The 14808-nt window shown below is 41.9% G+C and carries 14 protein-coding genes; 4 read left to right on the top strand and 10 right to left on the bottom strand.

Annotated features, from left to right (window positions below; all coding sequences use genetic code 11):
- Positions 1 to 112 precede the first annotated feature (112 nt).
- On the top strand, positions 113 to 1822 hold the full coding sequence (locus MKI79_RS02470) for a cation:proton antiporter (protein WP_241570485.1): 1710 nt from the start codon (positions 113 to 115) through the stop codon (positions 1820 to 1822).
- Positions 1823 to 1951: 129 nt separating this feature from the next.
- Here the strand turns inward: MKI79_RS02470 and MKI79_RS02465 are convergent, their stop codons facing one another.
- The 8 genes from MKI79_RS02465 to MKI79_RS02430 form a co-directional block, all read right to left on the bottom strand.
- On the bottom strand, positions 1952 to 2233 hold the full coding sequence (locus tag MKI79_RS02465) for a hypothetical protein (RefSeq protein WP_241570484.1): 282 nt from the start codon (positions 2231 to 2233) through the stop codon (positions 1952 to 1954).
- A gap of 149 nt (positions 2234 to 2382) precedes the next feature.
- Positions 2383 to 2886 (bottom strand): DUF6586 family protein, encoded by a 504-nt coding sequence (locus MKI79_RS02460; protein WP_241570483.1) that lies wholly within the window; start codon positions 2884 to 2886, stop codon positions 2383 to 2385.
- 68 nt (positions 2887 to 2954) lie between these two features.
- Positions 2955 to 3206 carry an RNA recognition motif domain-containing protein gene (locus MKI79_RS02455; RefSeq protein ID WP_241570482.1) on the bottom strand — a complete coding sequence of 84 codons (252 nt, stop codon included), beginning with the start codon at positions 3204 to 3206 and terminating at the stop codon, positions 2955 to 2957.
- Between the two features lie 153 nt (positions 3207 to 3359).
- Positions 3360 to 5342: an ATP-dependent helicase gene (locus MKI79_RS02450; RefSeq protein WP_407651534.1), complete on the bottom strand. Its 1983-nt coding sequence runs from the start codon at positions 5340 to 5342 to the stop codon at positions 3360 to 3362.
- A 107-nt stretch (positions 5343 to 5449) separates the two neighbouring features.
- Complete coding sequence (locus MKI79_RS02445; RefSeq protein WP_241570481.1) at positions 5450 to 5788, bottom strand: STN domain-containing protein; 339 nt, start codon at positions 5786 to 5788, stop codon at positions 5450 to 5452.
- A 47-nt stretch (positions 5789 to 5835) separates the two neighbouring features.
- On the bottom strand, positions 5836 to 6378 hold the full coding sequence (locus MKI79_RS02440; protein WP_241570480.1) for a DUF4256 domain-containing protein: 543 nt from the start codon (positions 6376 to 6378) through the stop codon (positions 5836 to 5838).
- A gap of 51 nt (positions 6379 to 6429) precedes the next feature.
- Positions 6430 to 7173 carry a hypothetical protein gene (locus MKI79_RS02435; protein ID WP_407651533.1) on the bottom strand — a complete coding sequence of 248 codons (744 nt, stop codon included), beginning with the start codon at positions 7171 to 7173 and terminating at the stop codon, positions 6430 to 6432.
- A 23-nt stretch (positions 7174 to 7196) separates the two neighbouring features.
- On the bottom strand, positions 7197 to 7772 hold the full coding sequence (locus MKI79_RS02430) for a DUF4126 domain-containing protein (protein WP_241570479.1): 576 nt from the start codon (positions 7770 to 7772) through the stop codon (positions 7197 to 7199).
- A 394-nt stretch (positions 7773 to 8166) separates the two neighbouring features.
- Here MKI79_RS02430 and MKI79_RS02425 point away from each other — a divergent pair, with 394 nt between their 5' ends.
- The 3 genes from MKI79_RS02425 (at position 8167) to MKI79_RS02415 (ending at position 10174) form a co-directional block, all read left to right on the top strand.
- Entirely contained in the window at positions 8167 to 9372 is a 1206-nt protein-coding gene (locus MKI79_RS02425) for a hypothetical protein (RefSeq protein WP_241570478.1), read from the top strand.
- 148 nt (positions 9373 to 9520) lie between these two features.
- Positions 9521 to 9763: a type II toxin-antitoxin system Phd/YefM family antitoxin gene (locus MKI79_RS02420; RefSeq protein WP_092619165.1), complete on the top strand. Its 243-nt coding sequence runs from the start codon at positions 9521 to 9523 to the stop codon at positions 9761 to 9763.
- Positions 9764 to 9802: 39 nt separating this feature from the next.
- Positions 9803 to 10174, top strand: a complete 372-nt coding sequence (locus MKI79_RS02415; protein ID WP_241570477.1) for a type II toxin-antitoxin system VapC family toxin — start codon at positions 9803 to 9805, stop codon at positions 10172 to 10174.
- Between the two features lie 195 nt (positions 10175 to 10369).
- Here the strand turns inward: MKI79_RS02415 and MKI79_RS02410 are convergent, their stop codons facing one another.
- Both MKI79_RS02410 and acnD read right to left on the bottom strand, forming a co-directional pair.
- Positions 10370 to 11731, bottom strand: coding sequence for a hypothetical protein (locus MKI79_RS02410; RefSeq protein ID WP_241570476.1), 1362 nt, complete (start codon positions 11729 to 11731; stop codon positions 10370 to 10372).
- Positions 11732 to 12168: 437 nt separating this feature from the next.
- Positions 12169 to 14775, bottom strand: a complete 2607-nt coding sequence (gene acnD / locus MKI79_RS02405) for a Fe/S-dependent 2-methylisocitrate dehydratase AcnD (protein WP_241570475.1) — start codon at positions 14773 to 14775, stop codon at positions 12169 to 12171.
- Positions 14776 to 14808: the final 33 nt, after the last annotated feature.

The following is a 14808-nucleotide window of genomic DNA, read 5'->3' as shown; positions in this document are numbered from 1 at the left end:
ATGCCTGAAATTTGCATTGTTTGCTATACTTTAAGCGATAAATTTTGGCATTATTTATGCTTTATCTCTCTTAAACATCTATTTCTATTGACAATATTATTTGGAGCGTGCTGTGCCACATGATGTAGACCTGATTATCTTACTCGCCGTTGGTTTTGGCTTGGCTTTGATTTTTGGCTATATCGCTGCACGTCTACGACTTCCGCCACTCATTGGTTACTTGATTGCAGGGATTATCATTAGCCCGAATACACCGGGTGTTGTGGGCGACATCCACCTTGCCAATCAGCTCGCTGAGCTCGGTGTGATGTTCCTGATGTTTGGCGTTGGCATGCACTTTTCCCTAAAGGACTTAATACAAGTACGACGGATTGCCCTCCCCGGTGCAATATTGCAAATCGCTGTGGCAACCATTTTGGGTATTGCTGTCACGATGCTTTGGGGGTGGTCATTTGGCTCGGCATTGGTCTTCGGTTTAAGCCTATCATGTGCAAGTACTGTCGTTTTACTCAAAGCATTGGGCGATCGTGGTTTGCTCGACTCGGTCAATGGCAAGATTGCTGTCGGTTGGCTTTTGGTTGAAGACTTGGTGATGGTGTTGGCTTTAGTCTTACTTCCTGCCACAGCAGTCTTACTTGGCGGTGTCAGTCTAGCCGAAGATAATGGTCAAAATATTTGGCTAACGATTGGTATCACCTTACTCAAGGTTGCTGGCTTTATCGCATTTATGCTCATCGTGGGTAAACGTCTTGTGCCAATGATTATGCAGTTTGTCGCACGACTTGGTTCTCGTGAGCTATTTACCTTGACGGTGGTTGCTGCAGCCGTATCCATAGCTTATGGCTCTTATGCAATCTTTGGCGTATCTATGGCGCTTGGTGCATTCTTCGCAGGGATGGTAGTCAAGGAGTCCGACTTTAGTCACCGTGCTGAAGAAGAAACCCAACCACTGCGTGAGATTTTTGCCATTCTATTCTTCGTATCGGTGGGGATGTTGTTTGATCCTCGTATTATCATCGAAGAGCCTTTGCATATCCTTGCTGTAGTTGCCATCATCATGATTGGTAAAACGATCGCAGCGATGGCATTGGTGCTGTTCTTCCGCTATCCGCTGAACACGGCACTCACGGTTGGCGCAAGTTTGGCGCAAATCGGCGAATTCTCCTTTATCCTTGCAACGCTTGGTGTGGCGTTAAAGTTACTCACTCTTGAAGCACAAAATCTGATTTTAGCAGGTGCTTTAATTTCTATTTCTCTTAATTCATTTATCTTTACGGCGATTGAACCGATCCAACGCTGGATACGTGAACGCTCTCATTTGGCACGCTTACTTGAGCGTAGTGGCGATCCACTCGCTATGCTTCCCGATGAGGTTGATCAGAGTAATCTGCGTGATCAGGTGGTCATTGTTGGCTACACACCGACAGGTCGCCACATTGCAGATCAATTACAAGCGCAGAATATAAAAGTAGTGATCACCGATCAAAACCGTGAAGTAGTCGAGAAGTTGCGCGAGAAAGGCATTGCTGCGGTATCAGGGAAACCAACCGATCCAAATGTCTTGATTCAAGCGCACATTATGCACGCACGCCTGCTAGTGCTCCGCACGATGGATATTTTAGATATTCACCAAATTGTAAATATTGCTAAACATCTTAATCCACAACTACAGATCATCGTCGGCGCTGAAAGTGTTGAAGAAGCAAAAGTGCTTCGTGAAGAAAACATTGGACAGGTTTATTTTGCTCAAGAAGAAATGGCGAAAAATATCACTGGAGATATTTTGACGCATATCGAACGTGTGCATCAAACTACACACTAATTCTTTAGATAATTAATCTTTCAGTTAACTCATCATTTTAAGGGAACTGTCCAAAAAACAAAAAAGGTGCAATCTGCACCTTTTCAATTTTTCAGCTAATATTTTCACATCAATTTTACATCAATACAATTAACTATAGTGTTGTGGCTTTTGATCGACCACATTGGCATGCCATTTATTCATTTGTTGTTCCATCACACCATAGATCGCCGCCTGCACCATGTGCTGTGCAACTGTGCCCGCATTATCACCGAGTAGCTTGCGCACATCATCATTAAATTCAATGCGCACCAATGGCGATTGATCTGAGCCTGACGCACGTAATGCAAGCGCACCATCATCCAACTGAACTAATTCAAGAACAGTTTCCTCTTGGGTGCCTAATAGCTTTTGTAATTCTTCAACTGACATACGCAACCTCCTACAATGCAACGTAATCCACGCTTCACACAACTGATCCAACAAATTCAGCGTTGACCGACTGCTTAGCCATAAAAAATAACCATACTCTATTAATGCGACTAAACGTCATAAATTTCAAGTGCTTTATGTAGAACGGTTCAAAATTCAACCATTTCATTACGAAAACCATCAATCAACTGGGTCAGATCACGATGCCATTCACGTAGAATTTTGGTATCTGGAAGCCATGCTTGCGGGCTTTGTGTGACTTTGATGATGAGATTCGAGGAAGTTTCATCTTCTGGTTCAGGATCGGCAGGCTCAGGTGCATACTGGCACATGCGATAGGCACGATTTAATTCGGCTAAAAAGCCATCTTGGCTCAGTTTTTTTAAGACTTGAATCTCAGGCGATACTTGTCCACGATCCGCCATGTGCTGTTCGACATTTTGCAGTGTCGGGCGCATTTCATTCAACCGATAATAACGCACCAATTCCTGCAAAAACGCCAATACCGCACCTTGCAAATGAAATACCGCCGATTCACGTAGTGCTTGGATTTGCTGAACATGTTCGAGTTGCTCTGCTTGCTGACACGATAGACGGGCAAAGTACAGCTTTTGATTGGTACGATCGGCGTGGTAACGAGCGACTCGGGACATGGCAACACCTTCAAAAATATTCACATTTTAAAAATTGAGATTAAATCACATTAGCTCAAAAGATTTGCTTAATCCTTGGCTGCATCTTCTGCGGACTTGACACGGATCCCCATACCTTTGACTTTTAAAGTATTTAGGCTTTTGATTGCTTTGATTGCTTCACGAGCATGTGGCATTTCGACAAAGCCAAAGCCTTTGGATTTTTTACTATCCGCATCCATCACGATCACCGCAGACTCAATCGTACCAAATGGTGCAAACAGCTCACGTAACTCTACCTCGGTAATTGAGCGTTCAAGGTTGCGTACTAAGATTTTCATGATGTGTTCCAAAATATAATTTTACCGGGAGCAAGATTTTAAATGCCGATGAGATTGTCAGATAGTTTAAAGGAATTCAGATAAAAAAACTTGAAAGATACTTTGAATCTGTTCCATTTCAATGCAATCAACACGATATCTCAAGCAAATCGTTTAATCAAAATCAATGCCGATTTTTGGTTTACCCAAGCTGTCTTCCCGTTCAAATGTCCACGTCTTCTGTCGTTGGCTACCACGACGATGCAAAGTTTCACGGCACAGTTTTGGCGGCAGATCAGAGAAAAAATAGCCGACGATTGGTCGCCCTTCCGCATCTATCGTGTCTTTGGTCCATGTGAATAGATTCTGCCGAGTCACGATCAGCTCATTTTGCGCACGAGTCAGTGCCACATATAGCACTCGACGCTCTTCTTCCACTTCATCGAACTGACCTTGGGCACGTGCATGAGGAAACTGCCCCACTGAAGCATTCGCCACATAGCAGACTTCTCGCTCGGTGCCTTTTGCCGAATGAATGGTAATTAATGTCACCACATCTTGATCCTTGGCACGTTGAACTTCGCTATGTGAAATCGGCTCAATCACATATTCTTCAATAAATGCCGACACATTCATATGCCGTTCCGCAAGTTGTTTCACTAAATCAAAATCTCGGCTACGACGTGACCAGTCTTTGTTTTGATAATTTTTTTCCAATTGCTCTTGCAGTGCATTTAATGCCATTTCAAGACTTTGTTTAACTAGATGTTGTATATCGAGCAATTGCTGAAAGATCGTTGCAATTTGCGTAGGTACTTTGCTGAATTTCTTTAATTTTTCCAAACAGCCTAACAAATTATCCTGCTGTAAAAAGTCATTGGCAAGGCGACTTGCGCCGACATCACCCACACCATCCCACAGGGTGAGAAAGCGCATCCACGCCAATTCGTCTTTATGGTTTGCAACAATGCGAAGCATACTCAGCACATCTTTAACATGCGCTGATTCAAGCAGTTTCACGCCACCGATGAACTGATAAGGAATGTCCGAAGCCACCAAAGCACTTTCAATCTGTCGCCCTGCAAAGCTCGAACGCACCAAGATCATGTGTTGTTGCCACGTTGCGCCGTGTTGAAGGCGTGTTTTTAAATCTTGTGCAATCCAATTGGCTTCTTCGAACTCATTGGCAAAAGTATGTAGCGCAGGCGCAATGCCTTCGCCACGATAGGCAAGCAGTTGCTTTTGATAATCCAATGGGCTGATTTTCAACATCCAATTGGACAGGTCGAGGATTTCTTGCGTTGAGCGATAGTTGCGAGCCAAAGTCATGACTTTCGCATCAGGCACACGCTCTTTAAAAGCATGAATATTCTGAAAATCTGCACCTCGAAAGCCATAAATCGACTGCGCATCATCACCAACACAGAACAGATGTGCTTTGCCAATAAAGGGCTTGAGCAATAACCATTGCAAAGGATTAGTATCTTGCATTTCATCGACGAGTAAATATTGGCAACGGTGCAAGACTTGATCGACCAACGCTTCGGAATGGTTTAGATATTTCGCCACATATTCCAAAATGTCATCATAGTCGAGATAGCCACGTTCACGTTTCTGCGTTTCATAAGCTCTCATGATAGTGAGAATTTTTTCTTTTTGTTCCAGCATTTCAGGCAGTTGCTTGACGAGTGCTTCGCTCAATTTGCTTTGGGTATTACGAGCAAATGAATAGACATCAAGAAGTTGTGTTGCTTTAGGTAATTCATTCTTTTTTTCTTTACCTCTGAGCAGACGAAACATCAGCATTTGATCATCACGATCAATCACATTGAACTGTCCAAGCCCAAAGGCTTTGGCATAACGCCGTAAAATCCCCAAACAAAAGGTATGAAAAGTTGAAGCACGCAAACCCTGCGCCTGCACACCCAAATATTGCTCGACCCGAGTCACGATCTCACTGGCAGCACGGCGAGTAAAGGTCATGATCTGAATCTGCTCGGCAGGGACACCCTGACTGATCAGATAAGCCGCTCTAGCGACAATGGTTTTGGTCTTGCCACAGCCTGCACCCGCCAAGATCAGTGCATTCTGCGCTGTGGTGGTTGCCGCTTGATATTGTTCAGAATTGAGTTCATCGAGTAGACGCTGGATCGTCATGGATTGGCTATTTCTCAAAATATGTAGATCAATGGCTACAGTTTAGCATTTTTAGACGGTAGGTATTTTGAGAATTACGCAAAGCATTGGCTTGCTTTGATGCGATTTTATTTCGGTAAAATCTTAATCGTATTTGGACCAACGACTTGATATTGCAAATTTGCCCTATGCAAAACCTTCTCGAAAGTTACCAAACCATTATTAAATCCTGTGTCTATGGTGATTTCTTTATCTTGATCAACTTTTGGATCATAGATGATATTGATATTTCCAAAATAATTTTCAAACAAACCGAGCACTCGCCCTACAGCAATACCACTCTCAAAATCAAAACTCAGCTTTTTTGATGCCTTCAATCGCTCTTGCATTTCCGTACGATATTCAGGCATGGCAAAGGTATTTGTCGCCATCAAACTGAGCAGTAATACACAGGCTAATTTTTTCATCATGTTCCCCTTATTATGATTCTTTCAATCAATTTTATAACCGCAATTTATACTCGCAACATCCCTCGAAAGCCACGAGCTGCATAATACGACTCTGCGCCATTATGATAAGTAAAGACTTGATCATAACGGCGATCGCAGAATAACGCACCACCAAGCGCACGAATTGCTTGTGGTGTATCTATCCAACTCGATGTTTTCAGATCAAATTCACCGAGTTGCTGTAAATCTCGGTACTGTTGTTCGGTGAGTAGATTGATACCCATTTTCTTGGCAAGATTTACAGCACTATCAGCAGGTTGATGCTGTTTTCGAGCGGCTAAGGCTTCTGCGTCATAGCACAGACTGCGCCGACCTTTGGGACTTTCCACACTACAATCGACAAAGAGATATTCATTATTTTTTGCATCAAAACCGATGACATCAGGCTCGCCGTCTGTATCTTCCATCGCTTGCAAGGCTTTTAGCTTTTTCGGATGCACAAGCAGTTTTTCTTCAACTTTTGCCCAATCAAGGTTTGGGTGGCGTTGCATATTTTGCTCAAAACGTGTTTTTAATATGTCGATGAGTTCATTGTTTTGTTTTGACATTTTTATTCACCTTTAATCATTCACTCCACAAGATGATGATTTGTAAACGTCTTAATTTTCAACATCAGAAATCCCAAAATCAATCTCATCAAAGTCTTTGATTTTAGATAAATAGATTGGTTCAAGATCAAAACTCTGCCATGTTTCTTTAAACTTTGGATCGGCATCATCATCGACTGTCTCATTCATATTTTTCCGATAAACCTTACGACCTGTCAAAAAGTTAATACTGGTTTCACTTTTGATATATGGTCCAAAATTATTTGAATCATCATAACCAATGAGGCGCATATCTTGATCTTGCAAACGGAAGAGATAACGCCAGTAGCCATAGCGTCCATGTGCATAATGAATATCAAGTAAGCCTTTCTTAATCTCCACCCAAAGTTCAGGTGCGAAATACACGCCACCCTCTTCATTTTCTGAGCTAAAGCAGTCGAGGTTTTGCAGATATTTGCTGTATTGGGTTTTCTGATTTTTAACACCTTGGTTCAGCAAGATAATAATGCCACGACGATTCCGATCGAGTTTGCCACGATATTCATGGTCTACCCACTGTTTAGGATCAGTACCTTTAATGATGAGTACCGCATCTGATTTGCCATCTTTATTTAGATCGCCTTCGACTGCTTCATACAGCACATAAGACTTGGGAATATAGGTTGTGTATTTAACCTGATCTTTTACCAGTTTGACTTGTTCAGCTGTCGGTTGTGGCGTTTCGGCATAAGCAACTGGTGCAGTCAAAAATGCCGTTGATATAATTAATAATAATTGACGTAGTTTAATATTCACTGGATGCCCTTCGTTTTTTAAATTTAAATTGACCCTGCAAGATTCTCCCGCTTTTTACGGCGCACCCAACGCACCACCAAAACGAGAATTAAGAAAACTAAAATCACCACCAATACAGGCGTGATCAATGACAATATTGATAAAACAATCGCCCCAATCCATTCTCCAGTCGCAATCACTGGATTGCCTATACCACCTGTCGTCGCAGTCGATACACCACGCACCGCCACTGTGCTGGCTTGCACTACACCTGCTGTACCGCCGCCGACAATAATCGCCGAAGCCCAACTGGCGAACTGTGACATCTCGCCACTACTGACCGCCATCGTCGCCAATGTCCCTGCGATCATCGCAGCAGGCGTGGCAATCGTATCTAATAAGTTATCCACCCACGGCACATAATACGCCCCGATTTCGCAAACTGTCGCAAAGCCAAGCGCCACACAGACTGCAGGCATCGCCAACCATTCAAAGCCCTGTACAGGCTCAAACCAACCTGTAATCGTGGCAATGCTCATCACCAACAGCGGTACGAATACTCGAAAGCCACAGGCGGCGCTCAAGCCAATACCGATACATAAGCCTAATATTGTTTCCATGCTAGTTTTCCTGTAGTGAATATTCCTGCGATAAATTTTTCTCTGAGAAGTTTTCCTGGGGTGAGCTACAGTTCATATTTATTTATACGCTTTTATCAAGGAGATGAACAGTTTAAGCAATCCTCGCAAATCCTCATTGCCTACTTTTAGAGGTTTTTTCCGCATCTCTATTGATGACGATCTGACCATCCAACCCCTCAAAACTACTCATGTGCAGTTCAATATGTTAAGTTAATCACATATTCTAATCTAAGCAATTGTTTTTTATCATAGTTAGATTCGCTGTATTGTTCATTTTTTGCAGTAAGGTGTTTCACTTTTGCCCTATGTGCTACGGAAAGCAAAGGCTGATTAAGTCACTTATAGACAATCCAATGTCAAGGAAGATCCGCTAATGAATATTGCCACACAACATCATTTCCACTTCAGAAAGCACTTCACCACATTGGTAATCCCATTACTTCTAGTCGCTTTACTATCAAGTATGCCTACGTATGCAAACGATCTTGAAGTTAAAAAACCAACTGTAGATATTGGCGGTGCTGTCCGTGTCAACTATGGCATCAAAGATTATGACCAAACTTCAAAAAACCGTAATGGTGAATTTGATCTAGAACTACTTGCGCTAGATGTCGATGCAACATATGAAGATTGGTATTTAGATGCACAATATCGTTTCTATCGTGGACAGGACTTTGACACAATCCATCATGCACTGATCGGCTTCAATGTGAATCCCGAAAATCAAGTCGAAGTCGGTGTGGTCGCTGTACCCTTTGGCGTAGCGCCATATATCGGCAACTCATTTTGGTTCTCAGGTGCGTATTATCTCGGCTTTGAAGATGACTACGATACAGGGATCAAGTGGAAACATCAGGGCGACGACTATAGTTTTGATTTAGCCTATTTCCACGAGTCAGAATATTCCTCAAGCGACTTCAATCGCTACTCTTTCGATGTCGCTGATGAAACCGTTGGCGCAAAGGGTGGTTACTATACCGTAGGTGATGGGACAAATCTTGCAGCCAACGAAGAAGCAGGTCAAATCAACGCACGTTTCATTAAAAACTATGACAACTTCAATGTCGGCGTATCGGGTGAAATCGGTCGTATCTACAACAGTAATAACGCTGAAACAGCCGATCGTTATGCTGCTGCGCTACACACCGAAGCAAAATTTGGTCTGTGGAAAGTCAAAGCGCAAGGCATTCAATATGAATATGACGAAACTGCAGATATCGGTACTCAAGATGGTACGATTGCCATTTCAGGTTTTAACTTTGCCTCGGATATCGCAAGCAAAGGTCGTGTCGGCATTCTCAATATTTCTCGTGAAATCCCGATCAATAACCGCTTCATTGACTCTGCAACTTGCTATAACGACTTTACCCACATCAAAGGCACATCGGACAACGATCTCGGCAATGATGAATCCATGCAAAATGTCACAGGCTGTATGCTTGCCAAAGGTGGGATTTACACCTATCTCGATGTGATCGCAGGGAAAAATATGTATTTCGCAGGTGGTAGCGGTATTGGTACGCAAGGTGCGGACGACTGGGATACGCGCTTTAACCTGAATATTGGTTGGTATTTCTAAACTGCAACTTGAATATAGAACGCTAAATATGTGAAAACCACTGGTGGAAACTGGTGGTTTTTTAGTCCTTAAACTCGACTTGACCAACTTGACCAACAGTGATTAAAATAGTAACAACACTTCAAAAGTCTCAATTGAGGTCTTTCAAATGATTATTAATCTCGCCGAAGCAAAAGCGCATTTATCTCAAATTATCGAACGTGTTTATCATGGCGAAAAAATCACAATTGCCAAAAATAATCTGCCTTTAGTTGATCTGATTCCACATCAAAAGCCAGTGAAACGTCAGCTTGGCATTGCCAAAGGTCAGATTCATTATGATGACGATTTGTTCAAAAGCACGACTGATGATGAACAAGATGCTTTTTATGATTCGCAGATAGAGCCTTAGATTTCATTTTTCCATTGAGTTTCAACGTAGATTTTTGCTATGCGCATATTGATTGATACACATATTTTGTTATGGGCTTTGCATGCGCCTGAAAAGCTCTCAGAAAAACAAATCCATGCTTTGGAAAACTCAGCAAATCAAATATTTGTCAGTAGCATTAGTATTGCGGAGTTAATGATTAAGTGTTCGATTGGCAAACTACAGATAGATGGTGATTTACTCGATTTCGTCCATCAACTCGGCTTTGAGTATTTAGATTACAACGCTCAATCTGCATTGGGTTTAAAGGATTTGCCATTCATTCATAAAGACCCTTTCGATCGAATGTTGATTACCCAAGCTAACTATCATCATTGTATATTGATGTCGAATGATGAGGTGATACAGCGATATGATTGTAAAGTGTTTTGACCTATCGCTGACTTTAAAGACTTTGGAGTAAAGTTGTTTAATCCGTTTGATGGCACAACGAGTCTTTGATTTTGTTTCTACGTCTTACCTTGAAACAGTTTGGCATTCCACCGCACAGCAATGGAACGAGGTAATCCACTTACTCTTTTATTATCTATTGAATAAACAATATTGATCGATAATTTATAAGTTCACCTATCTACATTGCACAATATTTGAAATTTTTGTGCAAGAAGAACCATCTGAGCCATATATACTATTACCAACAATACTATATGACTGTCTTTGTGGTCGGATTGGCTGTATATTCATTGATGGCATTTGGCTAAAACTATTACTCATATTGCTATACATATTTGCTCTTTGAGTATAACCATCAGCCATAGTATTTGCCACTTGAGAAATAGCATTCATTACATCTCCAAAAGATGCCTTACTAGAAGCCTTTTGCTGTTGAAATCTTTCAGCATTAATTCTGTCTTGAACAGCAAATTGCTCTACTTGTACTAGCCTTTGTTTTTTTAATTGATTGCCATAAGCTAGACCTTGTTCAATTTGGTTACTTAGTCTATTCAAGGATTTATATGGCGAACAAATTTCAAAATAATTCTGTTTTCCTACCTCTTTCAAATAATTTCCAGATGCACAAGTTTTTTGAGTATATATATCTACCATCTTAAATGATAAATTTAAAAACTTTACTTGTGCATCATCATGATTTTTTAATTTTTTATCTAAATAGCTCAACTTCTCATCTACTAAATTTATCAGATTATTAGGTGGTCTAACAAGTTTTTTGGGTACAACTCTTGTGTCATATAACTCACCAGTTTGATTTTTATATTTCACCCACTCAAAAATAGATATTTTATCAGAACCAAATCCAATAGAACTAAACGAATCAACCAGTGAATCGTTCAACTTCCAATTAGAAATACTTAAACCACCACCACTAATATAATCATAAGTTATATGACCAACGTCAGGAAATTTTGTTACTCTATAAAAATTTTTATTTTCTATATCATGCAACTCCATTGTATTTACTAGCATATTATTTTCAACCAACATTATTTTAAAAAATAATACATTTTTAAAATCCATATACTGAGATTGATTATAATTTGATTGACCATGAAATGTAATAGTCTTATTTTTTTCAAAATAATCATAATAATATTCTGGCATAACTCTCCCACCTGTATATAGCCCAATGGATTCAATATAAGTATTTTTACCAATAGAAAACTCTCGACCTAAACCATAAGCATAGCCATCTTTACACTCGCCATCCCAATAAAATTTAACGGTTGGGTCTTGCTTTCTAAATTCGGATGCCGCAAAAATACGACAATTTTTCTGCTGAGTTTCTTCCCAGTTATCTTCTCTTTGAGCTCGCTTTGGACTATCCAATCTAGACTTAGCTTGTACATCAGCATCTATATAATACTGAAAATCCTTGTCTTCAATTTGCGGAATATTTCTAACCGAAGTTATTGGTGTTGTCGAACACGCACATAAAAAAGCAGATATACTAATATTCAGAATTTTTCTCATTCATAATCCCTCAAAAGCAATACTCAATAAACATTACACTTTTTTGACGCAGAATACTATCTACAAATATATTTTATTTACCCTAAGAAAAAATAATTCTGAAATAAGATAACAATGTCAAAACCAACTTATCCCTTAGACAATACAATGAAGAATATTTATCAATAACTTTATTAACTATTGATAGATTGTTTAATTTTCCCCAAAAAAGGCAAAGCCCACTCAATTTAACATTGCTCATCAACTTGGTACATTACAATCCAATATTGCTAAAAAGAGGGAAAAGATAGAAAATTTGATGCTTTAAACATTTTTAACTGTGCGAAATGTTAAAAATACAAGCACCTAAAACTATAAAAGTTATTGGAAATTATAAGAATCAAAACTAGAAAAAGCCCCATCTTATGACAGGGCTAAAATCCAATTTGCAGTTTTAGTTAAGCCACATTCCCTTCCAAGAAATCCTGCGCAAAGCGTTGCAACACACCACCCGCTTCATACACAGACACTTCTTCTTCGGTATCCAATCGACAGGTCACAGGCACTTCGATGATTTGATTTTTACCATCATCCGTCGCTCGCTCAATCACCAGTGTTAAGGTCGAACGTGGTGCAATATTCCCGATCACACTATATAGCTCCGTGCCGTCTAGCTTTAAGGTTTTACGATCCGTGCCCGCTTTGAACTCAAGCGGTAACACGCCCATACCCACCAAGTTGGTACGGTGAATCCGCTCAAAGCCTTCCGCCACGATCGCTTCAACCCCTGCTAGACGCACGCCTTTCGCCGCCCAGTCACGACTAGAGCCTTGACCATAGTCCGCCCCTGCCACGATGATCAGCGGTTGCTTACGATTCATATAGGTTTCGATCGCTTCCCACATGCGCATCACTTCACCCTCAGGTTCAACACGTGCCTTAGAGCCTTGCTTGATCGTGCCGTCCGAGCGCACCACCATTTCATTGAAGAGTTTTGGATTGGCTAAGGTCGCACGTTGTGCTGTCAGGTGATCACCACGATGCGTCGCATAGGAGTTGAAGTCTTCCTCAGGTACACCCATTTTCGCCAAATATTCCCCTGCCGCCGAATCCAACACGATGGCATTCGATGGAGATAAATGGTCAGTAGTGATGTTATCAGGCAAGATCGCAAGCGGACGCATATTAGTCAATGTACGTGGTGCCGCCAAAGCCCCTTCCCAATAAGGTGGACGGCGGATATAGGTACTTTGTGGTCGCCAGTCGTAGAGTGGACTGTCTGATTTTTCCGATTCACCGAGATCAAACATTGGAATATAGACTTGACGGAATTGTTCAGGTTTTACCGCTTCTTTGACCAGCGCATCAATTTCTTCATCTGACGGCCAAATGTCTTTCAGGTAAATCGGATTGCCGTCTTTGTCATTACCGAGCGAATCCGTTTCGATGTCAAATCGAATCGTTCCTGCAATCGCGTAAGCCACAACCAACGGTGGAGATGCGAGGAAGGCTTGTTTTGCATGTGGATGAATACGTCCATCGAAGTTACGATTGCCCGATAGTACCGCAGTCGCATACAAGTCACGGTCAATAATTTCTTGTTGAATCGCTGGGTCTAATGCGCCTGACATGCCATTACAGGTGGTGCATGCGTACGCCACGATACCAAAACCGAGTTTTTCTAAATCAGTCAATACACCTGCTTCTTCAAGATAAAGCGCAGCTGCTTTCGAACCTGGTGCAAAAGACGATTTCACCCAAGGTTTACGTGTTAAGCCCAATTCATTGGCTTTACGTGCCAATAAACCTGCGGCAACGGTATTACGTGGGTTTGATGTATTGGTACATGAAGTAATTGCAGCAATAATCACAGCACCATCTGGCATTAAACCATCGGTACGATTTTCAACAACACCTGCAATGCCTTTTGCTTTTAAATCAGCAGTTGATACACGCGCATGTGGATTAGACGGCCCTGCGATATTACGAGTGACTTTAGACAGATCAAAACGGAGCACACGAGGATATTTCGCCTGTGTCATCTCGGATGCCCACAGTCCAATTTCTTTGGCGTATTGCTCGACCAGTTTCACTTGATCAGCTTCACGACCTGTCAGGGTGAGATAATCAATGGTGTTTTGGTCGATGTAGAACATCGCTGCGGTTGCGCCGTATTCAGGCGTCATGTTGGAAATCGTGGCACGATCACCAACTGACATGCTGTCCGCACCTTCACCGAAGAATTCTAAATATGCACCAACGACACGTTCTTTACGCAAAAATTCTGTCAGCGCCAAAACAATATCAGTTGCTGTAATGCCTGCTTGACGTTGTCCAACAAACTCCACACCGATAATGTCAGGTAGACGCATCCACGAGGCACGGCCGAGCATGACATTTTCCGCTTCCAGTCCACCGACACCGATCGAAATCACACCGAGCGCATCGGTATGCGGCGTATGCGAATCTGTCCCCACGCAGGTATCTGGATAAGCCAAACCATCACGATTTTGCACCACTGGCGACATTTTTTCCAAGTTGATTTGGTGCATGATGCCGTTGCCCGCAGGGATCACATCGACATTTTCAAACGCTGTTTTGGTCCATTCGATAAAATGAAAACGGTCTTCATTACGACGATCTTCAATGGCACGGTTTTTCTCAAAAGCATCAGGGTCGAAACCGCCATATTCCACAGCCAGCGAGTGATCGACAATGAGCTGTGTCGGCACCACAGGATTGACTTTTGACGGATCGCCACCTTGCTCGGCAATCGCATCACGCAAGCCTGCAAGATCGACTAAAGCGGTTTGTCCCAAAATATCATGGCACACCACACGGGCAGGATACCAAGGGAAATCCAAATCCTGACGACCTTCGATAATTTGCGTTAAAAATGCCGTGAGCTGTTCAGGTTCAGCTCGGCGAACCAACTGTTCGGCAAGCACTTTTGAAGTATATGGGAGCGAATCGTAAGCACCTGTTTTGATGTCCTCGACCGCTTGTCGTACATCGTAATAATCGAGTGAAGTGCCTGGCAGAGTTTTGCGGTATGCATTATTCATAGCTGGGTATCGTTCCATTGATAACTTGTGATG

Source organism: Acinetobacter sedimenti (assembly GCF_022601685.1).
In the GTDB taxonomy this organism is placed as follows: domain Bacteria; phylum Pseudomonadota; class Gammaproteobacteria; order Pseudomonadales; family Moraxellaceae; genus Acinetobacter; species Acinetobacter sedimenti.
The sequence above is the reverse complement of the archived record's forward strand: the minus strand, read 5'-3'. Positions and strand labels throughout refer to the sequence as shown.

Bases quoted from the DNA above. Each gene is read 5' to 3' on its own strand.
- MKI79_RS02465 (WP_241570484.1), bottom strand. From the start codon at position 2,233: ATGTCAGTTGAAGAATTACAAAAGCTATTAGGCACCCAAGAGGAAACT.
- MKI79_RS02460 (WP_241570483.1), bottom strand. From the start codon at position 2,886: ATGTCCCGAGTCGCTCGTTACCACGCCGATCGTACCAATCAAAAGCTG.
- MKI79_RS02455 (WP_241570482.1), bottom strand. From the start codon at position 3,206: ATGAAAATCTTAGTACGCAACCTTGAACGCTCAATTACCGAGGTAGAG.
- MKI79_RS02450 (WP_407651534.1), bottom strand. From the start codon at position 5,342: ATGACGATCCAGCGTCTACTCGATGAACTCAATTCTGAACAATATCAA.
- MKI79_RS02445 (WP_241570481.1), bottom strand. From the start codon at position 5,788: ATGAAAAAATTAGCCTGTGTATTACTGCTCAGTTTGATGGCGACAAAT.
- MKI79_RS02440 (WP_241570480.1), bottom strand. From the start codon at position 6,378: ATGTCAAAACAAAACAATGAACTCATCGACATATTAAAAACACGTTTT.
- MKI79_RS02430 (WP_241570479.1), bottom strand. From the start codon at position 7,772: ATGGAAACAATATTAGGCTTATGTATCGGTATTGGCTTGAGCGCCGCC.
- MKI79_RS02425 (WP_241570478.1), top strand. From the start codon at position 8,167: ATGAATATTGCCACACAACATCATTTCCACTTCAGAAAGCACTTCACC.
- MKI79_RS02420 (WP_092619165.1), top strand. From the start codon at position 9,521: ATGATTATTAATCTCGCCGAAGCAAAAGCGCATTTATCTCAAATTATC.
- MKI79_RS02415 (WP_241570477.1), top strand. From the start codon at position 9,803: ATGCGCATATTGATTGATACACATATTTTGTTATGGGCTTTGCATGCG.
- MKI79_RS02410 (WP_241570476.1), bottom strand. From the start codon at position 11,731: ATGAGAAAAATTCTGAATATTAGTATATCTGCTTTTTTATGTGCGTGT.
- acnD (WP_241570475.1), bottom strand. From the start codon at position 14,775: ATGAATAATGCATACCGCAAAACTCTGCCAGGCACTTCACTCGATTAT.